This window comes from Pseudidiomarina sp. PP-1MA, from assembly GCF_041200125.1.
Lineage (GTDB): Bacteria > Pseudomonadota > Gammaproteobacteria > Enterobacterales > Alteromonadaceae > Pseudidiomarina > Pseudidiomarina fusca.
Genome location: NZ_CP165718.1, coordinates 304297 through 324305, shown reverse-complemented (window position 1 = coordinate 324305; position 20009 = coordinate 304297). Strand labels below are relative to the sequence as shown.

General features: G+C 50.6%; 17 protein-coding genes. 4 read left to right on the top strand and 13 right to left on the bottom strand.

What is annotated here, in order from left to right:
- Window positions 1–2: 2 nt before the first annotated feature.
- The 6 genes from rng to AB8S08_RS01480 all read right to left on the bottom strand — a co-directional run bounded on the left by rng (window position 3) and on the right by AB8S08_RS01480 (window position 5185).
- Window positions 3–1469, bottom strand: coding sequence for a ribonuclease G (gene rng / locus AB8S08_RS01505; protein ID WP_369743186.1), 1467 nt, complete (start codon window positions 1467–1469; stop codon window positions 3–5).
- 11 nt (window positions 1470–1480) lie between these two features.
- The gene (locus tag AB8S08_RS01500; RefSeq protein WP_369743185.1) at window positions 1481–2161 is read right to left on the bottom strand and encodes a nucleoside triphosphate pyrophosphatase; all 681 of its coding nucleotides are present in this window, start codon (window positions 2159–2161) and stop codon (window positions 1481–1483) included.
- Window positions 2148–2630, bottom strand: coding sequence for a rod shape-determining protein MreD (mreD, locus tag AB8S08_RS01495; RefSeq protein WP_258306611.1), 483 nt, complete (start codon window positions 2628–2630; stop codon window positions 2148–2150). Before mreD ends, AB8S08_RS01500 begins: the two co-directional genes overlap by 14 nt.
- Window positions 2620–3501, bottom strand: a complete 882-nt coding sequence (gene mreC, locus AB8S08_RS01490) for a rod shape-determining protein MreC (RefSeq protein WP_369743183.1) — start codon at window positions 3499–3501, stop codon at window positions 2620–2622. Before mreC ends, mreD begins: the two co-directional genes overlap by 11 nt.
- An 8-nt stretch (window positions 3502–3509) precedes the next feature.
- Complete coding sequence (locus AB8S08_RS01485; protein ID WP_110075997.1) at window positions 3510–4553, bottom strand: rod shape-determining protein; 1044 nt, start codon at window positions 4551–4553, stop codon at window positions 3510–3512.
- 128 nt (window positions 4554–4681) lie between these two features.
- The gene (locus tag AB8S08_RS01480; RefSeq protein ID WP_369743181.1) at window positions 4682–5185 is read right to left on the bottom strand and encodes a Tfp pilus assembly protein FimT/FimU; all 504 of its coding nucleotides are present in this window, start codon (window positions 5183–5185) and stop codon (window positions 4682–4684) included.
- 167 nt (window positions 5186–5352) lie between these two features.
- On the opposite strand from AB8S08_RS01480, the gene AB8S08_RS01475 reads away from it, so the two are divergent.
- From AB8S08_RS01475 to AB8S08_RS01460, 4 genes are read left to right on the top strand one after another with little or no spacing between them, the layout of a single operon-like run.
- Entirely contained in the window at window positions 5353–5910 is a 558-nt protein-coding gene (locus AB8S08_RS01475; protein ID WP_369743180.1) for a prepilin-type N-terminal cleavage/methylation domain-containing protein, read from the top strand.
- Window positions 5910–6788 (top strand): PilW family protein, encoded by an 879-nt coding sequence (locus AB8S08_RS01470; RefSeq protein ID WP_369743179.1) that lies wholly within the window; start codon window positions 5910–5912, stop codon window positions 6786–6788. The genes AB8S08_RS01475 and AB8S08_RS01470 overlap by 1 nt, the downstream gene beginning before the upstream one ends.
- Entirely contained in the window at window positions 6778–7257 is a 480-nt protein-coding gene (locus AB8S08_RS01465) for a hypothetical protein (protein ID WP_110076001.1), read from the top strand. The genes AB8S08_RS01470 and AB8S08_RS01465 overlap by 11 nt, the downstream gene beginning before the upstream one ends.
- Window positions 7244–11404: a DUF6701 domain-containing protein gene (locus AB8S08_RS01460; RefSeq protein WP_369743177.1), complete on the top strand. Its 4161-nt coding sequence runs from the start codon at window positions 7244–7246 to the stop codon at window positions 11402–11404. The genes AB8S08_RS01465 and AB8S08_RS01460 overlap by 14 nt, the downstream gene beginning before the upstream one ends.
- 56 nt (window positions 11405–11460) lie before the next feature.
- Here the strand turns inward: AB8S08_RS01460 and AB8S08_RS01455 are convergent, their stop codons facing one another.
- The 7 genes from AB8S08_RS01455 to AB8S08_RS01425 form a co-directional block, all read right to left on the bottom strand.
- Entirely contained in the window at window positions 11461–13377 is a 1917-nt protein-coding gene (locus tag AB8S08_RS01455) for a Calx-beta domain-containing protein (protein WP_369743175.1), read from the bottom strand.
- A 199-nt stretch (window positions 13378–13576) separates the two neighbouring features.
- Entirely contained in the window at window positions 13577–14095 is a 519-nt protein-coding gene (locus tag AB8S08_RS01450) for a type II secretion system protein (RefSeq protein WP_369743174.1), read from the bottom strand.
- A gap of 60 nt (window positions 14096–14155) precedes the next feature.
- A complete protein-coding gene (locus tag AB8S08_RS01445; RefSeq protein WP_110076005.1) occupies window positions 14156–14758 on the bottom strand; it encodes a type II secretion system protein in 603 nt (200 codons plus the stop codon).
- 106 nt (window positions 14759–14864) lie between these two features.
- Window positions 14865–16097 (bottom strand): type II secretion system F family protein, encoded by a 1233-nt coding sequence (locus tag AB8S08_RS01440; protein WP_369743172.1) that lies wholly within the window; start codon window positions 16095–16097, stop codon window positions 14865–14867.
- Entirely contained in the window at window positions 16084–17871 is a 1788-nt protein-coding gene (locus tag AB8S08_RS01435) for a GspE/PulE family protein (RefSeq protein WP_369743170.1), read from the bottom strand. The genes AB8S08_RS01440 and AB8S08_RS01435 overlap by 14 nt, the downstream gene beginning before the upstream one ends.
- A gap of 1 nt (window position 17872) precedes the next feature.
- Entirely contained in the window at window positions 17873–19081 is a 1209-nt protein-coding gene (locus AB8S08_RS01430; protein WP_369743169.1) for a tetratricopeptide repeat protein, read from the bottom strand.
- Window positions 19078–19995 (bottom strand): AAA family ATPase, encoded by a 918-nt coding sequence (locus AB8S08_RS01425; RefSeq protein WP_313932850.1) that lies wholly within the window; start codon window positions 19993–19995, stop codon window positions 19078–19080. The genes AB8S08_RS01430 and AB8S08_RS01425 overlap by 4 nt, the downstream gene beginning before the upstream one ends.
- Window positions 19996–20009: the final 14 nt, after the last annotated feature.

The following is a 20009-nucleotide window of genomic DNA, read 5'->3' as shown; positions in this document are numbered from 1 at the left end:
GGCTACATCATCACCACGTCAAACTGCTCTTGGTTATACATAGGCTCGGTTAAAACCTTAACTTGTTTGCCAATAAACACCTCAAGTTCAGCCAAAGCATGGCTTTCTTCGTTCAGCAGCATGTCGGCTACTGCTGCCGAAGCATATACCATGAAATGATCGGCAGCATAAGCACGGTTTACCCGCACAATTTCTCGCATCACTTCATAACAGACGGTTTCAACCGTCTTCATTGAGCCGCGTCCACTACACACTGGGCATTCGGTGCAGAGCACGTGCTCCAAGCTTTCGCGGGTGCGCTTACGCGTCATTTCCACCAAGCCTAAGGTGGTGAAGCCGTTAATCGAAGTTTTGGCGCGATCTTTAGCAAGAGCTTGCTCAAGGCTGTGCAATACCCGTCGTTTATGATCTGCGTTTTGCATATCGATAAAATCAATAATGATGATACCGCCTAAGTTACGCAGCCGCAGTTGCCGAGCGATTGCCTGAGTCGCCTCGATGTTGGTATTGAAAATGGTTTCTTCGAGATTGCGATGCCCAACAAAACCACCGGTATTGATATCTATAGTGGTCATAGCTTCCGTTTGATCGATGATGATAGAACCACCGCTTTTGAGCTCAACTTTGCGCTCTAGCGCTCGTTGCACTTCATTCTCAACATCAAACAAATCAAAAATAGGACGCTCGCCGCTGTAGTACTCAAGCGCATTGCTGAGTTCAGGAATAAACTCTTGGACAAACTCACGCAGTACATCGTAAGTAATGCGTGAATCAACCCGAATACGTTCAATTTCATCGCCAACAAAATCACGTAAAATACGGCAAGATAAATTCAAATCTTCATACACCAAACCGATTTTACGCATGCCTTTGCGACGCTTTTGAATAGTGTCCCAAAGCCGCCGCAAAAATTTCGCGTCGCGCTGTAAATCGTCATCGGCTGCACCCTCGGCAGCGGTACGTACAATAAAGCCACCGTCTTCGTCGCAATAAGGCTGGGCAGCGGCTTTCAAACGATTCCGTTCGGCTTCGTCTTCAATCCGCTGTGAAATACCAACATGCGGTGATTGCGGCATCAACACCATGTAGCGTGAAGGAATAGTGATGTCGGTGGTTAAGCGCGCGCCTTTCGTACCAAGTGGATCTTTGACCACTTGTACCAGAATTTGCTGCCCTGGGCGCACTAATTGGGCGATGTCTGCGGTGGTGACATTGTTCCGCGACAGCTCTTCTTGATCAATATGGGTCACGATATCGGACGCATGCAAGAACGCCGCTTTATCTAAGCCAATATCAATAAAGGCAGCCTGCATCCCTGGCAGTACTCGCGATACTTTACCCACATAAATATTACCCACTAAACCACGCTTGGCTTGGCGCTCAATGTGGATTTCTTGCAAAATACCGTTTTCGATCAGAGCCACGCGAGTTTCGGTGGGTGTGACGTTCATTAAAATTTCTGCACTCATGCGTGTTACTCCTACTGCTGACCGCCTGCTTGCTGCGTCTCAACACGCGTTAATAATTCTGCTGTTTCATATAACGGCAGCCCCACCACGGCAAAATAGCTGCCTTGCAAGTGGGTGACGAAGCGCCCTGCTAAGCCTTGAATACCATAACCACCGGCTTTATCTTGCGGTTCACCGCTGGCCCAATAAGCTGCGATCTCGCCCTCACTTAAGGGTTTAAAACTCACCTCGGTGGCGACCGTAGTAGCCATAGTCACGTCTGTCGTCGGCTCTAGCTGTGCGCTCTGGGTCACCGCCACGGCAGTTAGAACCGTATGAGTGGTGCCACTTAGCAACTGCATCATGCGTTGAAAATCGGCAAAGTCACGCGGCTTTTCTAACACCTGTTCGTGCGCTTGTGCATAACCAACCACAACCACAGTATCAGAACCTAGCACCAAGCTGTTGCTCGTGGTGTTCGCCGTTGCCTTGGTGCGCCACAAGGTTGCACCGGCTTCGGCTTTACTGATGGCGAGACGTTGTACATAGGCCGCTGCAGATTCTCCTAGCGCGCGTTGTTCGGGAACCTGTGGTAACACCACCTGAAACGGCCGACCCAAAAGCTGCAATAGCTCAGCACGCCGCGGCGACCCCGACGCCAACACTAACTGCCTCGCGGCGGGTTTATTGGATACCAGGTTATTGGATACCATAGTGCCGCCGATATTTGCGTAGAATCAGATACACCCATGGCCAAGCTATGGCCGACGAAATCACCGGATATAAATAGGACACATGAAACACCGCATCGTTCAGCCAGTGCTCTAACTGATACACCAACACCCGCTTGACTAAAATAAGCACCGCAACTACCAATGCCTGTTGCGTCAGCGAGTAATTTCGAAAGCGCTGAAAATGACGAATCGGCGCATAGGCCATGACCAATAAGGCGCTAGCATAGATTCCAAAGATAGACCCCATCAGGATATCCGTCATCAGCCCCAGAATCAGAACGGTTCCCATCCCTACGCGGTGGGGCAGTGCCATCAACCAATAAATGATCACCAAACTTAACCAATCGGGACGCCAAGCCTCTAAAAACAGCGGCATCGGCATCACCATCAGTACTAGCCCGATAATATAAGTAATAAACAGCGGTAATAATCCGGCTTTAATCCACATTATCGTTTCCTGCCGTCTCTTCTTCGGTATCGTAAACCGGTTGCTCCGTAGCATCCGCTGGCCATAACAAGAGCAAGGTGCGCACCCTATCAAGTTGGGCATAAGGACGTGCTAACACGCGGGCATATTGTAAGCGCTCGTTGCGGTCGATGGAGATGATCTCAGCTACCGGATAACCTTCCGGATAGATGCCACCCAACCCAGATGATACTAATTTATCGCCTACCTCTAAATCCGTGCTGTGGGGGATAAACTGCAATTCTAACTGCTGCAAATCACCCGTGCCTTTAGCTAAGACGCGGATATCATTACGTTCGGCCCGTAACGAAATAGCATGGCTTTGGTCGGCGATCAGTAACACCCGCGCCGTACCACGGCCAACGCTCATCACTTGCCCCACCACGCCGCGATTATCCAATACCGGCTGGCCTTCGTAGACGCCATTGGCAAGGCCTTTATTGATCACCAACTGATGCGAAAATGGGTCCGTTGCTACTGCAACCACTTCAGCGGCCATACGACGACTAGCTTCACGTACATCCGAACCTAGCAATTGGCGTAACCGATCGTTCTCGTTTTCTAGAAAGTTCAGTCGCTGCACTGCCATCTGCAGTTCTTCCAGCTCTTGCTTTAACAGTTTATTTTCATTGCGTAGCATGGTGCGTGTGGTGGCGAGATAGACAATTCTGTCCATTACCTGCTCAGGCAGTACGGCGAGGTATTGAACCGGAGCAATCAGGGTGCTCATAAACGAACGCACCGGCTGCATCGTATTGAGCCGGTGGTCTAAGAACATCAAAGTGAGAGCGCAGCCGAGTGCAAGCACCAGCCGCGTAAGTAGTGTTGGGCCTCGTTCAAATAGCGACTTCATGCGGCCGCTTACTCATAACTGAACAGGTCACCGCCGTGCATATCGATCATCTCTAACGCTTTACCACCACCGCGCGCCACACAAGTTAATGGATCGTCCGCGACAATCACCGGAATCCCGGTTTCTTCCATTAACAGGCGATCAAGGTCACGCAGTAACGCGCCACCGCCGGTAAGCACCATGCCGCGCTCAGAAATATCTGACGCTAGCTCTGGTGGCGATTGCTCTAACGCAACCATCACGGCACTAACAATACCCATCAAAGGCTCTTGTAAGGCTTCAAGAATTTCGTTGCTATTCAGCGTAAATGAGCGAGGTACACCTTCCGCTAGATTACGGCCACGAACTTCGATTTCACGCACTTCATCACCAGGAAATGCCGAACCAATTTCGTGTTTGATCCGCTCCGCCGTAGCTTCGCCAATCAAAGAGCCGAAGTTACGGCGAATATAATTAACAATGGCTTCGTCAAATTTGTCACCGCCAATACGTACCGATGACGAATACACCACACCATTTAAAGAGATAATAGCGACTTCAGTGGTACCGCCACCAATATCAACCACCATCGAACCAGTTGGCTCCGAGACCGGTAAGCCAGCGCCAATCGCCGCCGCCATAGGTTCATCAATTAAATGCACTTCACGGGCGCCAGCACCTAACGCTGATTCGCGAATCGCTCGGCGCTCTACTTGAGTGGAGCCACAAGGCACACACACCAACACCCGCGGGCTAGGACGGAAATAATGGCTGTCGTGCACTTTTTTAATGAAGTGCTGCAGCATCTTTTCAGTAACAAAAAAGTCAGCAATAACGCCGTCTTTCATTGGCCGAATGGCTTTAATGTTACCAGGAGTACGGCCCAACATTTGTTTTGCTGCAGTACCTACTGCCGCCACACTCTTGGGTCCACCCGAGCGCTCTTGGCGAATCGCTACAACCGAAGGTTCATTCAGTACAATGCCTTCGTCTTTAACGTAAATTAATGTGTTTGCTGTTCCCAAATCGATCGACAGATCGTTTGAGAAAATTCCGCGTAACTTCTTAAACATGAGGGGATGTTCCCTTACTCGTAAATGGGGTGGACTGTTAACTGTGTAACTTTACCAAGCTGCCATGCTGCGGGCAAGCGCCATTGCATGGCTTTTAACCTAGCTTTACTTGCGCTATCAGCCCTTAATTAAGTCGTACATTGCCCTTGGCGAATATAGCCTTGACTCTGAATACAAATATAACGGGGGTTAACCCCTTGAATCTCTAACTCTATTGGTGCATTGCCACACCATTCCGGGGTGCTGGCATGCGCTGTCGATACCGGACAGCCCAAGCTGTTGAAGCGAATTCCATTGCTTGCATTAGGCACACTTGATATCACGGCGACTGAAAGCGCGCTAGGAATCGCCAAAATGCGCTCCGGCGCCACCAAAGAGCCGCAATCAACTGGGTTTACTGTTGTTGCAGAAAAGTTAACACCATAGCAATCTTGGATCGTATCCTGCACGGCTCGCTGCTGTTGCAAGCGCAACAGACTCATCAGTTGCCCTTGAAGGGTCACTTCTTCCACCCCGGCTTTACCAAAAATACGCGGCCCTGCGGTAGCGGCTAAAATCCCTACCAACACGATAACAATAATTAACTCAACCAGCGTCAAACCCCGTTGCCGCATAGGTCTTAAGCTTGTCATAGATGGTTCACCTTAGTGCTGCTCGTAGCTGACAAATAGCGCGCCACGTATTTAACCTAATCTCTAGTATGTAGTGTAAACTAAAAAACCACAGTATGAAGAACAATATATAAACATCGGTATAAAAAACAGGTAATCTAGACCAATCGATACCAACGGGGACCTGCATGCGCACTTTTGGCGTTACTCCACGCACCAATAGAGGTTTTACATTAGTCGAGCTCATTATTGGGATCGTAGTGCTCGGCTTATCCGTGGTGATGCTTGCGGTGCTGATTTTCCCGCAGGCGCAACGTAGCGCCGAACCCCTATTGCAAACTCGTGCAGCGGGGCTTGGCCAAGCGCTGTTGAACGAGATCATGAGCAAAAGCTTTGATGAAAACAGCGACCGCAGCAGTGGTATCGAGCGCTGTAGCGTTGAAGCTGCTGCTCCTCCTTGTACGCTACCGGCTAATCTCGGCGACGATGGCGAGGTACGAAGCGATTTCAACGATGTCGACGACTACCACGGTTTAACATCATTAAGCACCAATTTAACCGACGTCTTCGGAGCAGATATCGCTGCTCGCTACAACGGCTTTGATTACGAAATTCAGGTGTCCTATTACGACCCAAACTCGGGTGCCGAGCAGGCCAGTATCACCCGCTATAAACTGATAACCATAACCATCACCACCAGTTTGGGGCAAAACTTTGAATTCAGCGCCGTGCGGGGAAATTTCTGATGAATAACTTGCGGCACACGTTAAGTCCCCTGCCCCGCGCTAACCTCCAGCGTGGCTTTACCCTGATCGAACTGATCGTGGTTATCGTTATTTTAGGTATTCTTGGCGGTTACGTGTTCTCGTACGTTGGTTTTGGGGCGCAAATCTACGTCGATACTACCGCTCGTGAGCAGTTGATGTCGCAATCAAGATTTGCTGTAGAACGCCTCACCCGAGAAATTCGCAATGCCGTGCCACGCAGCGTCCGTGTAGCAGCAGATAATAGCTGCATCGAATTTATGCCGATCCTTGCTAGCAGCCAATATCTGCAAGTACCACGACAAGGACCTAGCGCCAGCGACCCGCTGTTAGTTATCGAGCCGCGAGCGGATCAAGGCGTCAATTTGATCGGCCAATACCTGCTGATTTATGCATCGACACCCAATTTTATCTACAACCCGACGCAAACCGAGCGACGCAAGATTATTGACGCCATCGTCAGCACCGGCGATGATCATGTGGTTGAAATAGCTTACACCGATAGCATCAGTTATTTTACCGGTAGTAGCCCCGCACAGCGTTATTTTATCGCCGGCCAGCCCATCAGTTGGTGCTATCAACAAGCTACTGGCCAGCTCTGGCGCTATACCGGTTATGGACTCAATGCCAATGCGGCAACCCTAGCCCAACTACAACTTGCGCTTACTACCAGTGCCGAAGTGATGGCTGAGAATCTTACTAACGATTTAACCTTAACCACGCCCGAGCGGCCCTTTGTAGTGGACGACGCTACCTTGGTTCGAAATAGTTTAGTGCATCTAGATTTACGTTTTGCCCGCGCAGCTGACACCGAGCGCCTACAACTCTTGCAGGAGGTTCATGTTCCTAATGTGCCATAAACCTCTCCAGTACCACCGTAGTCGTGGCGCCGCCCTGCCGGTGGCGATTTTTATCATCGTGGTAATGGCCTTGCTCGGAGCGGCCATGGTCAGAGTTATTGGCGATGCGACCCAAGGCGTCGTCAGCGATGTGATTGGCGCTCGCGCCAACAACGCAGCTCGCTCCGGCGCTGAGATGTTCTTAGTGGCCCTGTTTGAAAACGAAGGCGTAGTAACCACCGGGCTCTGCGCTAACCGTAGCACCACCAGCACGTTCGACCCTAGCGATAACGATAGCAGCCCTAACACTTATAACTTTGCTGAGGCCGGCTTACAAAGCTGTACTGCGACTGTCTATTGTGATGTCGCTGAAATCACCAGCCCCGTTGTCGTCAACCATTATCGAATCGTCGCCCAAGGCAGTTGTGATGCCGGCGACATGATTTATTCACGCGAAATCATGCTGGAGGCAAGCAATGCGTCACTTTAACAACCTTGCCCTACTGGTCATTGCGCTAGTCTTGTCGTTAGCGAGCGTGAGTGTTGCGGCAGAAACTTACAACTTAAAGCAAAGTGTGCCGCCAGGCTGCTCTCAGCAAGGGAATAACCCGGTATTTTGTAGCAATGGTTTGAATTTGAACTGGAACGATATTATCGATGCGAGCCAGGTGTTGGTGATTAATGTTACGGGCGATGTGAATTTGCAAAATGCCCAAATCAATGTGGGTAGCAATGCCGCCGTCACTATCAATGCTACGGGCAATATTACTACTGGCTCAGGTTTTGCCATGCAAGGCTCGCTTAATGCCGATGGCAATGTTAGTTTTGGGAGTGGAAACCAATTAGTCGGTAATGTCTCAGCCAGCCAAATTACGACTAATAGCGGCACCTTTGATGGCTCCATGGAGGCCAACCAAATAACGCTTGGTTACAATACAACAGTTACCGGGAACCTTATTGGCGGCACTGTTTCTACCAATGATCTTGTCACTATCGGGGGCTCAGTCTCCGGCACTCAATTAGCTATCGGTGGTGTCAACGTCATTAATGGTAACGTCATGGGCACCACCATTACCACCGCCCAAAATGTCACCGTCGGGGGTTCGATCTCCGGAACCACAGTCACTCTCGGTTCACAGAACTCAGTCACGGGCCCTGTTACTGGCAGTTTATCCGTGTCATTACTGCCATCAGGGAGCCAATACGGTAACAATATCATCTCTAACGGTCCGGTTTTTATTGGTAGCGGGAACCAAGTTAATGGCAACATCAGCGGTACTGATATCACAACTGATAGTCCCGTTAATTTGACCGGTAATATCACCGCCACGGGTATTTTTGATCTAGCCAGCGGCAGCCAAGTTACGGGTAATGTTAACGCGGGGAGCGTTCGCATTCGTGCATCGAACTCAGATGTCACAGGTGATGTTACTTCTGCCGGCAATATTCTCATCGACAGCGGCTCAGGGATCACCGGCAGTGCAGTGAGTGGCGACACCATCGAGTTAACTGACTCTGATGCATACATTACTGAAAATGCGACTGCTACCAATGAAATCATCATTGGTTGGGCTGGAAGTATCGGTGGCGATGCGACAGCCCCGACTATCCAAAACAACAGTGGTAATCCAGACTCCGTTGGTGGTGATGAGTTTTGCGACGACTCTTCGAGTAGTCACGATGCTAACCATGCTTTTGCTTGTACCGCTGCTCCACCCGATCCGGGTCCTGGTCCAGGCCCTAGCCCTGGTGACCAATGCGAATTATTTAATGACCTTGCCGATTACGGTATTGTGGGCTCCAATGGGTTTGATGCGGGCAACAATTCTGAAATTAACAATAATAATATCGTAGGTGAAGGTAATACGCCGACGCCTGTTGGCCAAGTTGATACGATAAACTTAGATTTTCCGCCATTAAACCCAGCAGTATTTCCGACCTTTAGCAGCCCCGGCACCTTTCTAGAAAACGAAACGAACACGCCGCCGGGCACCTATGGCACCATCTTTACTGATAAAAATAACGGTCTTTCATCAACCTCCGGCGGTGGTACCTATTACATAGACACGATCAGTTTTTCAACGAACAATAATACGCTAGAACTTGGCCCTGGTGATTATTTCGTCAAAAACATGATCTTAGGAAACAACTCTAGCATCAATATTTCACCTGCTGGCTTGGTTCGCATCTATGTTTTGAATGGCATTACAGGCGGTAATGATATCTCCTTTAATACCAATGGCTCGGTGGGTAATTTAGTGGTCTATTTGTATGAAGGTGCCGACTTCACCGTAGGTAACTATTGTAATGGTGGCAATAACTGCCCAGAGTTTACCTTTAACGGCCTGATTTACAGCCCTTATGCCACCACCGATATCACCTTTGGTAACAATACCAACTTTCAAGGGGGTGCGTTAACGCCCGGTAATGTCGAGTTTGGTAACAATACCGTGATTACTTACACCCCTGAGGTACAAGCAGCGGTGGTTGATGCGGCGGGTTGTGCACCAGTTGATGCCGAGGTTCATCATTATCGGCTGCTGCATACCACTGAAACCGTTGCTTGCTATGCTGCTGCGGTGCAAGTTCAAGCTTGTGCGGATGCAACCTGTAGCGCAACCTTTGATGATCCGGTGGGCATCATGGTAACCGCCGCGCTAGCCAATAGCAGTTGGCAAGGCGGTGATATCAGTAGCAGCAGCGGCACCAGCGCTAATCTTAATTTTAGCAACGGTAGCGGCCTTGCCGGGTTACGAAACAGCAGCGGTGGTACGGCAGCCTTAACCCTCAGCAATGCGACGCCGACAGCGGTCGAAGCGACCGAATGTTATGACCTATCAGGCACCACAGCCACCTCTTGTGAAGTGACCTTCAATTTGGCAGGGTTAGTTATCGTAGGCGCTACCCCTGATGTGCCCTTGGCTACACAGATTGCCGGGGACGATTTCAATAGCGTCTTGCGTGCGGTGCGCACCAATACCACGACCGGTGCCTGTGAAGCCCGGTTAGAAGGGACACAAACCGTGAATTTAGGCATGGAATGCTTGAACCCGGGGGCATGCCAAGCTGGCCAATCCTACACAATCAATGGCACCGCCATCGGTCTCAATAACGCCGGCAACGTGACTAATTATGCACCTATTAATGTCACTTTTGACGCCAACGGTAATGCTCCCTTGGTGGCTAATAATTATTCCGATGTGGGTTTGCTTCGGTTACACGCTGAACTCACCTTACCGGAAGCGCCAAGCCCAACCGAACCGGGTCTGAATGACCCTACTACCACTTTAACCGGGATTAGTATTAACGATTTTGTAGTAAAGCCACATACCTTAGTGGCGGCGGCTCTTACCGATACAGGTACGCTGTTAAACGCCTCCGGTGCCGCTCCTCAGCCTTTGTTCAAACGCGCGGGCGAGCCTTTCAATATGGTAGTGCAAGCGCAGAACAGTAACGGTGCGGTGACGCCCAACTTTGGTTTGGAGTCTCCTCAAACCACGGTGGCAGCTGGCTTTGCCTCGATGGCGTTTCCCAATCCAGCCGCACCTGGTAGCGATGCTAGTAAATTAATCAGCGGTACTTTTACCCTTGATACCAATAATGACGGCACTTTTATTAGCAGCAATAGCCGCTGGTTAGAGGCAGGTACCTTTAATGCCCAAGCCGCCGCCATCAACTATCTTGGCACCGGTGATGCCTTGGTGCGCCCAGAGGTTGCGGTAGGACGGTTCGCCCCCGCCGAATACCTGATTGATGCCAGCGTATCGATGGCCGATAACGCTTGTTTGGCGGGTGGTTTCACCTACATGAGTGAACCTAGCATAAACGTGACTTACCGCGTGCAGGCACTTAATACCCTAGGTAGCGTGACGGCTAACTACGATACTGCGCTATATCAACAGGCTAGTGCTGCCACCGCAGAGCTGAGCGTGCAAAGTGCTAATACTAGCCCTGCCGATAGCACCAGCGACGCCTTTGAGCAACGTCTTAATATCATCACCAACAACACTTGGAACAACGGCGTGTTAGAAGTTAATGACAGTGCTGTTGCTTTTTTACGGCATCCCACCGTTGGCTTAATCGATGGGCCCTTTGCTAGCTTGCGCTTAGGCTTACAGGTGGCAAACGAAGGCCTAGATGTCACACCGTGGGCCAATAGCCAACCGCTCATAACAACTCAAGTGGGCGACGCAGCGGCTATTCCGGGTGTGTTAAACCTGCGCTACGGCCGTACTGTGTTGGATGATATCTTTGGCCCAGAAGGCGATAATTTAGATATAGTACTGCAAAATCAATATTTTAATGGTAGCCAGTTTGTCCTTAACAGCGAGGATAGTTGCTTTGTCTATGACGCCGCCAACCTCTCCATTGTTGCCGACCCAGCCAATCTCAACGCAAGCCCCGGTGGCGCCAGCGCTGGCACGCTGATTAACGGTGAGGTACCAGCTGGAACTTGGTGGTGGCAAGACCCAGGTGCTGTGGGTGAGTTTATCTTTGAGTATGACACCCAGCCGTGGCTAGAATTTGATTGGAATAATGATGCTAGTCTCCCACTAGACGACCCAACCGCAACGGCGGGCTTTGGTCAGTATCGGGGTAATGACAGGATCATCTTTTGGCTAGAACGCCGTAACTAAGCTGCTTAAACAAAAGGCGCCGTCAAGGCGCCTTTTTAAGTGCTTTATCCGCATAACTAAGGAGCTTCAATAATCACCGTAATGGTGCGCTCTTCGGTGCTGGTACCTAGCTGCATATTGTTAGCTTTGGTAACAACCAAGGTAAATTGGCGGTCATCAGCATAATTAGAACCCACTAAGGTAAAGTCAACGACTATCTCATCATCATGCTTAGCAAAGCTGTATTCCGGGAGAATACCGGTAAAGTCTCGATTCTCAATCGCACTGCCTTGGTTAACCGCAAGCTCAATCGATCCCGCTAAAATTGCCGCGCGATCAAAAGGTAACACCAGCTGTACGTCAAATGATGTGCCATCGTCGGGGCGTTGGAAGGTGATGGTTGCTGGTGTTTCTAGCACCGGCAACGCCAGACCACTCGCCCGAATTAAAATACTCATGGAGCGACTCTCGGGAAGTTGAATGCCCTCTGCATCATAGAATTCTAAGGTAAACTCCTTACCTTCGGCACCTAAGCTATCAAACAAAATCTCAATATCGAGGTACAGGTTTTCGTCGCCCTCGGCAAAGGTCACAGCTTGGTCGCTAATCGCAGTATAGTTACGGCCAGCTAAGGCAGTATCATCCACACTGCGTACCCGTACGCTACCAGCAGTGGGCGCAGGCATCGACAGCGGTAGCATTAAGCTATAGGTGACCGGACTGGCATCGCTAAAGGGCTCTGGCACTTCTACCATGGGCTGTAGCTGCAATTCTGCGGTGGCCGGGGTTGACACCGACACCGGCAAAATCGTTAATTCCAGATCACGGGTATTAGGTAGGGTCACGTTTGTTGCTGAGCTAATCTGCAGATAAAATGACAAAGGTTCCGTCATGCCCAAGGGCGTCCGCATCACAGTGACCGGCACCAACACTTCGGTATCGCCGGCGACAAAGTCAATCTGCTCAGAGAACGCTTCAAAATGCTCACCCGCTAACGCTGTGGCTGATTGCGTGGCTAATCGGAACGAACCTGCTTGGCTCGCAGGCGCAGAAAACGGCAAGAGTAAGTTGAACGTTGCGCTGCCGCTGGTGGGTTCATAGAGGTCAGTGACACTCGGCCATAAGATGCTCGGCACCCCTCCCGCTGTTTCACCGTTTACATTGATAATAGTAACTGGCACTGTGCGCGTGGTTGGCAGCTGCACATTGGTTGCCGTTTCTGCAAGTAACGAAAACTCGAGATCTTCAGCTTGATTGGCATCTGCCAGCAAGGTTATCGAGAACACTACTTCGCGCGCTCCCGCAGCCACCGGCAAGATACGATCGAAAGCCTCGAAGTTGACGCCTGCTTCAGCGCTACCCTCGACGGTTCTGAGCTTAATCTCACCAGCCACCGGCGACGGCTCGCTTAAGGTGAATACGATCGGATATTCAATGCTGTCACGACCCACTCGCGGTGCCCGTAAACTCAGGTTCTGCGGTAAGCTCAGACTGGCTTGATTCACCGGATCCACCACCTCAGTGGTGGAATAGATGGTGACAGTTTGCGTGGTGCTGCTGCCTAATAGCGCATTAACTGCACTCGTAAGCTGGATCTGAAAGCTGACATCTTCGGTATCACCGTTACCATCGAGAATATCGACGCTGAATTGAGCTGAAGTAGCGCCCTCGGCAAAGGTGACAGCATCATTGAAGGTACTGTAATGGGTGCCCGCACGAGCGGTATCGCTGGTGGTTGCGACACTGATACTACCGGCTGCCGGTGCCGGGTTAGAAAACTGAATACGCACCTGTAACGCCGTGGTTTGCCCGGCGGCGGGTTGACTCACCTCACTGCTAGCCAGCAAAGACAGGGTTGGATAAGGATTGGCGCTACCACCAGGCTGTTGGTCGGGATGCTCACTACCACAGCCGCTCACCAAAGCCAGCATCGCCAGAATAGCAAAGAGCGGCTTTAAGAAGGTACTACCACTGAATTGTTTCGTCCACTGCATACTCATGATCCTTTTGCCATCATCTAAATAACAACTTTTTGACTATACATGAATTGCTTACAGCTGGGTACAACAAAAGCTTAGCTATTAGGGTTAAGCTTGGCATCATACAATGTGAGCAACTGCCCACTCGCTAAACGCCAGCCAATAAAAAAGCCAACAAGCAACGCTTGTTGGCTTTTCGCTAGCTTGTTAGTGATTAACAGCCAGTGGTTACTAAAGCAATTGTCGGCTCATTGTTTGCCGTTGCAGAATCCGTGTAGCTCAAATAACATGCTGCCGCTTCCACACCTGCTGCATCGGCGCTAGAAAGCGTAATGTCGCTAGAAATAACGTAGTAAACACCGGCAGTGGTAGGCGTACCAGCAGTACCTGTGTCGGTGTAATCACCAGCAGTTTTTTCAATAAATTCAAAGTCTGCGGCATCCAAAATGCTTTCTAAGTCCGCCGCCTGTACATAACCGTTATAAGTATTGACGGTCGAAGTTCCACGCACGATAACGTCTGAAGCTCCTAAGGTTGCGCCTTTGATTGATGCACGGCCGTAAACCATTTGGTTTGCACCTTTAATGCTACCCTGAATACCTTCTAGGGTTGCAACACGAGCATCTTTTGCAAAGTTAAAAAACTGCGGAGCTGCTGTTACTGCCAAAATACCTAATACCACGATTACGATGATCAGTTCGATCAAGGTAAAACCTTTTTGTTGTGTTTTCATAAATCACTTCCTTTTTAAAAAAAGCGGGACTATCCCCAAAAGTTAAACGTAAATGTAAAATTAGTTGTTACTAAAGATACTCACCCCACCCGTGCGAGGGTTGTATACAAACGCATTACCGACGCTTAGGTAATCAGTTCCGGTGGGAGCTGACGCTAAGTTTTTAATGGTATTTGCTAAATAATACACGCAAATATCATTTACTCCGTTACTTTCTCGTACTACATAGTAACGGTTTTCACCCAACAGGGTAAAACTGGTGGTGGCAGTAGGCGCACCTTGTAAGATTGCTTGCATGATGGTGCGGCAATCTTCGCTGGTTATGTTCAGGTCATGGGCGTCTAAGTTGTTGTCGCCACTTACTGGATAACCGGTACTTCCGTCCACGTTTACGGTAATGCCATCCATAATGATTTCTACGCCAGCCCCATCAATATTACCTTTGGGGCGGCCGCGCAGTTCCCACTCCGCACGTACTAGGCCCACAGCGCTGGCAAAGCCACCGGCAACACCTTCAACTGCGGCGTCTTCGGCATCTGCGGTCACGCTGGTGAAGCGTGGTAAGGCAGAGGCGGCTAGTAACCCTAAAATGACGACCACGATAATCAATTCAATCAAGGTAAAGCCATTTTGTTTCAGCGCTAATGCTGGTTTGTTAGCCATCTTCTTATCCTTATAGTCCCTATGCTTATTATTATCAATTGTGCGAGAAATAATCGCAAATATTATAAGTTAAAGCCTTTTGTTTTAAATTTGTTAAATCAGTGCCCTAGCGGTTTTTATAGGCGTTCATCATGTCCCACATCGGGGTAAAAATACCTAGCGCCATAACAGAAATCATAACAGCCACCACAATCAGCATAATAGGCTCGATTTTGGCGGTTAAGCTTTTTAAATCATAATCTACTTCGCGCTCGTAGTAGTCGGCTACTTCGTGCAGCATCTCATCAACGCGACCGGTTTCTTCACCTACTTGAATCATCTGCAATACCAGTGGGGTGAACAGCTCACTGCTACGAGAGACTCGCGAAAGACTTTCTCCGCGCTCAATATTTCGGCGCATGTCATTGATTTTCTTGCCCATCCAGCGGTTATCCACGGCATCGGCGACTAAGCTTAAGCCCTGGGTGAGAGGGACGCCGGCCTTGAGCATCACCGCGAAACTTCGCGAAAAGCGCGACAACAAAGAGCGGAAGATAATGTCACCCACTAAGGGGAGCTTCACTTTAAAATAATCCCACTTCATCTCGCCTGACGGGGTTTTTACGTAGCGGGTTGCCGCAATCGTGGTTACCGCTATGCCTAACAGCAAGGCTGGCCACCAATTCACAAAAAAGTTGGAGGTGCTGATGAGGATGCGTGTCGACAAGGGTAACTCCACATCAAAACGTGAAAACATATTCGCAAAAGTCGGAATGACGAATATGTTCAAAACAAACATTGCGATCACCAAGGTGATAATAATAAAAGTTGGATAACGCAAAGCGGTTTTAACTTGCTTACGGGTTTCTTGTTCCTTTTGCAGGTACTCAGAGAGCTGCATAAAGGCTTCTTCAAGTTGCCCGGTATTTTCACCCACGTGCACGATGGCAACCAATAAGCGTGGAAACACCTTGGGGTGTGCTGCCATAGCCGAGCTTAGCTGGCGGCCGCGCTCTAACTGATCCACCACTTCGTGTAAGACGGCACCGAGGCGCCGATTACTGGTATTGTCGGCGAGCCCTTGAATGGCTCGCAGTAAAGGAATACCGGCCTTGGTTAAAGCGTACATCTGGCGGGTAAAAACAATCAGATCATCTGTACTAATCTTACGTTGAAACAATGAATTAGAAGATTTTTTGTCGGCTTTGTCGGCGTTCGCTGCAGCCCCTATTTTGAGCTGAATGGGCGTAATACCTCGGCGCAGCAAAGCCTCGGCCGCAGTGTTCTCCGAGCTAGCCTCAAGCACGCCCTGTACCAGTTGACCTTGGCCATCACGGCCACGATAACTATAGCTCGCCATGGTCTGAGCCTACCTCGGGTTCAACTTGATCGCTGGCAGCTGCGGTACTAACCCGTAATTCTTTTTCTTCGACGGTTTCGGCTAAGAAGAGTACTTCGTCGATGCTGGTAATGCCTTGCATGGCGTAATCTAACGCGACGTTGGCCAGGGGTTTAAAGCCGGGCGACTCTTTCGCGGCATGGGCAAATTCACGCATATCACCGTCACGCAGTGCGTCTATCATGGCTTCGTTAATTTCTAATAATTCAAAGACACCGATTCGGCCTTTGTAGCCGGTATGGTTACAGTTACGACAACCTTTGCCTTTCACAAAACCACTGCCATCAGCAGCAATATCTGGGTTCATGATGCGTAAAATAGCAAGCTGGTGCGGCTCTACCGTGGCGCTGGTTTTGCAGCTTTCGCATACGCGTCGGATCAAGCGCTGCGCCAGCACTCCACGTAAGGCGGCGCCAACTAAGTAGGGTTTAGCACCCATATCAATCAAGCGCAACGCACTGGTAATAGAGTCGTTGGTGTGCAAGGTGGTAAGTACCAAGTGACCGGTGATGGCGCCACGTAAACCAATTTCTACGGTTTCGTGGTCACGCATCTCACCCACCATGATGATGTCAGGGTCTTGCCGTAAGGTGGTTCGCAGCACGTTCGAAAAGCTTAAGCCAATTTTCGCGTTTACTTGCACCTGAGAAATCCGAGGCAGGCGATATTCCACCGGGTCTTCTACGGTGATGATTTTTTTCTCGGCTTGGTTCAGTTCGCTTAAGGCACCGTACAGCGTGGTGGTTTTACCAGAACCGGTCGGCCCGGTCACCACAAACATCCCATACGGCCGATGCACTAGGCGGCGTACGCGCGCCAAAATATCTTCGGGCATCCCAGTCTGCTCTAGATTCAACAATCCGGCTGATTGGTCGAGCAAACGCATCACGCAAGATTCGCCATACTGCACCGGCATGGTCGATACCCGCACGTCGATGCTATGGTCGCGTACTTTGATGTTAAACCGGCCATCTTGGGGCAAGCGTTTTTCTGAGATATCTAGGCCCGACATCAGCTTTAGCCGCAATAGCAAGGCATTGGCGATATTGGTTTCGGTCAAAACGTTCTCTTGCAGCGCACCATCCACCCGCATCCGAATCCGCAAGGCTCGGTCGTCTGGTTCGATGTGAATATCCGACGCTCGAACTTGCACCGCATCAGCAAAAATCGATTGCAGTAACTTAGCAACGGTGGCGTCGTCGTCATCGGCATCGAGCGACAAAGCACCTAAATCGAACTCGCCGCCGTCTTGAGTTTCGGTCTGCAATTCTTTAGCGAATTGAGCGATATCCTTAGTACGTCGATAGAGGTTGTCGAAGGCGCCCAATAACTCGCTATCTGGTACTACCGCTAAGCGCATTTCACGCGGCTGCAAGAACTGAGAGATAGCATCCACTGCGGCGAGGTCAGCGGGGTCACTCATGGCGACCAAGGCCGAGCTTTCGTCGGCTTCAACCACTAAAGCGCGATGACGTCTGGCCTGCACTTCAGGCACCAAGTTCACCACGTTCTCGGGAATTCTCTTATCGCTTAAATCAAGCAAGGGGATATTCAGCTGACGCGCCAAAAACTCCAGCAAATCGTGCTCAGAGATAAAGCCCAAATCAATCAGGGTAACCCCTAACTTACGCCCATTTTGCTTTTGATCGGCCAGCGCCTGCTGCAATTGGCTTTCAGTTATAATGCCATCTTGGACGAGTAAATCGCCAAGCCGCATTTTTAAACGAGGGCGCATGCTAATTGGTCTCCGGCTCGATAGGGGTTAATGCGTACAAACGATCATTGATATATTGCCGCGCTTCGCTGCTTAAGTCACGATACTGCAGGGCCTGTTGATAGGCTCGCACTGCGGCGGCTGGATTATCTGAATCTTCATGGGCCACGGCTGCGGCTAACCACCAACGACTTTGTAAAAAACGCCCTGCTAGTACCGTGTAATCAGCTGCGGCCTCGGCATAATAGCCCAATTGATTGGCGGCGGCGGCACGTAGCTCGAGTAGCTCTAGGGCTTCGTCGGTGTCCTCATTAATGTTAATTAAGGCGCTGTACGCTTGGTCTACGCGCCCCATGCGATCCAAAATACGGGCGTACAACAACTGCCACTCGCTTTGTTGCGGCTGTCTATCTAGGCCCTGCTGCAAAATGGTCAGAGCGCGCGTTGCAAACCCGCGACCGTACCAATAAGCGGCCAATTCACTGCGTACTTCAACATGCATGGGTTGCACTATCAGCGCCTTTTCCAGCAGCTCTTGAGCCAGATCGCGGTCACCTTTGGCCATGGCCTCACGGGCGCGGCGTAAGTTGGTCTCGGCCAGTTGCTCTGGGGTGAGCTCCACTCGCTCTACTTTCATCGACGAGGTTGAGGCGGGGGGCGGCCCCACCTTCGGAGCTGGGTCCGGAACGGGGTCCGGAGCTGGGTCTGCAAGTTCCTCTTGCGGCTCAGCTTGGCTTGCTGCTGTGATGCTTGTAGCAGCTTCGGTTTGTTTTGATTCGGTTTGGGCTGCTTCTGTTTGTGCTGGTAAGGCGGACTGTTGCAGCTCGGCTACATTCACCACCAATTGATTACGACCCTCGGTAGCATCGTCGCTGGTTTCGCTGACCGCGTTAGCCGCTTCCGGTGTCGCTTCCTGCGCCACTGCCGGTTCGGGCTGCGCAGGTTCAGCTTGCAAAGCTTGCATCACATAGCTACCAGGATCAGTGTTCTGGCTTTCAGCTTGCTGCGCCGCTGGGTCCGGAGCGGGGTCCAGAGCTGGGTCTGCAAGTCCTTCATGCCACCATTGCCAGACCAACACGGCTAGGACCAAGATGGCGCCGATGCTGGCGATGAGGGCCACGCGGCGCTTGCTGCCATGGCTTGGTGCTACGGCTGCGGGTGTGTAAGCTTGGTTGTTTTGCTGTTGCTCGCGTTTATCAAGATCGCGCAGCATGCGGTTTATCACGCTCATGCTAAATACTCCGCTAACCAGCCTTGGTAATAACCAAAAGCTAGAATTGCCGCTACTACGGCAGATAAGCCCAACAACCACCAACCCCAGTTGGCGTTGGGTAAATAGGCATCCTCGGTGTCATCTACTGCCATCCGCACATGCTTGGGAGTAATGCTATACACCCCTTCGCCGTAGCTAAGCAGCAACACCTTATGACATAACACATTGGCCAAGCGAGGTATGCCGCGACTGGCTTGGTGCAACATGGCAACCACTTTGGCGCTCATCATCGGCGGCCCTTTGTAGCCGCCAATATGCAAGCGGTGCGAAATATAACGCGCCAACTCTTGCACGCTCATCGCCTGTAAATGATAACTAAAAGAGATGCGCTGGCGTAACTGTCGATGTTCGCGAGCAGCTAAGCGCTCATCCAATTCGGGCTGGCCGAATAAGACAATATGCAACAGCTTACGCGACTCGGTTTCTAGGTTTGAAATCAGCCGCAAGGCTTCTAAACTGTCGCTCGGTAGGGCTTGCGCTTCATCCAGCACGATCACCACGGTTTTGCCCTGCTGGTTGATGTCTAACAGCCGCTGCTGAATGGCTTGGGTAACTCGTTGCTGACTGTGCTCGCCGTGCAGGTCTATTTGTAGCTCTTGGGCAATTTGGGCACGCAATTCTTCCGGGCTCAAATAAGGATTAGGAATGTATGCAGTGACATAGTTTTCGGGTAGCTCATTAAGTAGCTTGCGACACAGCAAGGTTTTACCCGTGCCAACCTCGCCCACGACTTTGATAAAACCTTCACCGGTTTGCAGTGCCGTCAATAACACCTCCAGCGCTGACCGATGACCCTCAAGATCACAGTAAAAGCTGGTGTTCGGTGTTAATGTAAAAGGCAGTTCACGCAAGCCGTAGTGGTTTTGGTACATTAGCTCTTCCCGTT

Excerpts from the sequence above, each read along its gene's own strand:
- rng (WP_369743186.1), bottom strand. The coding sequence starts at position 1,469 with ATGAGTGCAGAAATTTTAATGAACGTCACACCCACCGAAACTCGCGTG.
- AB8S08_RS01500 (WP_369743185.1), bottom strand. The coding sequence starts at position 2,161 with ATGGTATCCAATAACCTGGTATCCAATAAACCCGCCGCGAGGCAGTTA.
- mreD (WP_258306611.1), bottom strand. The coding sequence starts at position 2,630 with ATGTGGATTAAAGCCGGATTATTACCGCTGTTTATTACTTATATTATC.
- mreC (WP_369743183.1), bottom strand. The coding sequence starts at position 3,501 with ATGAAGTCGCTATTTGAACGAGGCCCAACACTACTTACGCGGCTGGTG.
- AB8S08_RS01485 (WP_110075997.1), bottom strand. The coding sequence starts at position 4,553 with ATGTTTAAGAAGTTACGCGGAATTTTCTCAAACGATCTGTCGATCGAT.
- AB8S08_RS01480 (WP_369743181.1), bottom strand. The coding sequence starts at position 5,185 with ATGACAAGCTTAAGACCTATGCGGCAACGGGGTTTGACGCTGGTTGAG.
- AB8S08_RS01475 (WP_369743180.1), top strand. The coding sequence starts at position 5,353 with ATGCGCACTTTTGGCGTTACTCCACGCACCAATAGAGGTTTTACATTA.
- AB8S08_RS01470 (WP_369743179.1), top strand. The coding sequence starts at position 5,910 with ATGAATAACTTGCGGCACACGTTAAGTCCCCTGCCCCGCGCTAACCTC.
- AB8S08_RS01465 (WP_110076001.1), top strand. The coding sequence starts at position 6,778 with ATGTGCCATAAACCTCTCCAGTACCACCGTAGTCGTGGCGCCGCCCTG.
- AB8S08_RS01460 (WP_369743177.1), top strand. The coding sequence starts at position 7,244 with ATGCGTCACTTTAACAACCTTGCCCTACTGGTCATTGCGCTAGTCTTG.
- AB8S08_RS01455 (WP_369743175.1), bottom strand. The coding sequence starts at position 13,377 with ATGCAGTGGACGAAACAATTCAGTGGTAGTACCTTCTTAAAGCCGCTC.
- AB8S08_RS01450 (WP_369743174.1), bottom strand. The coding sequence starts at position 14,095 with ATGAAAACACAACAAAAAGGTTTTACCTTGATCGAACTGATCATCGTA.
- AB8S08_RS01445 (WP_110076005.1), bottom strand. The coding sequence starts at position 14,758 with ATGGCTAACAAACCAGCATTAGCGCTGAAACAAAATGGCTTTACCTTG.
- AB8S08_RS01440 (WP_369743172.1), bottom strand. The coding sequence starts at position 16,097 with ATGGCGAGCTATAGTTATCGTGGCCGTGATGGCCAAGGTCAACTGGTA.
- AB8S08_RS01435 (WP_369743170.1), bottom strand. The coding sequence starts at position 17,871 with ATGCGCCCTCGTTTAAAAATGCGGCTTGGCGATTTACTCGTCCAAGAT.
- AB8S08_RS01430 (WP_369743169.1), bottom strand. The coding sequence starts at position 19,081 with ATGAGCGTGATAAACCGCATGCTGCGCGATCTTGATAAACGCGAGCAA.
- AB8S08_RS01425 (WP_313932850.1), bottom strand. The coding sequence starts at position 19,995 with ATGTACCAAAACCACTACGGCTTGCGTGAACTGCCTTTTACATTAACA.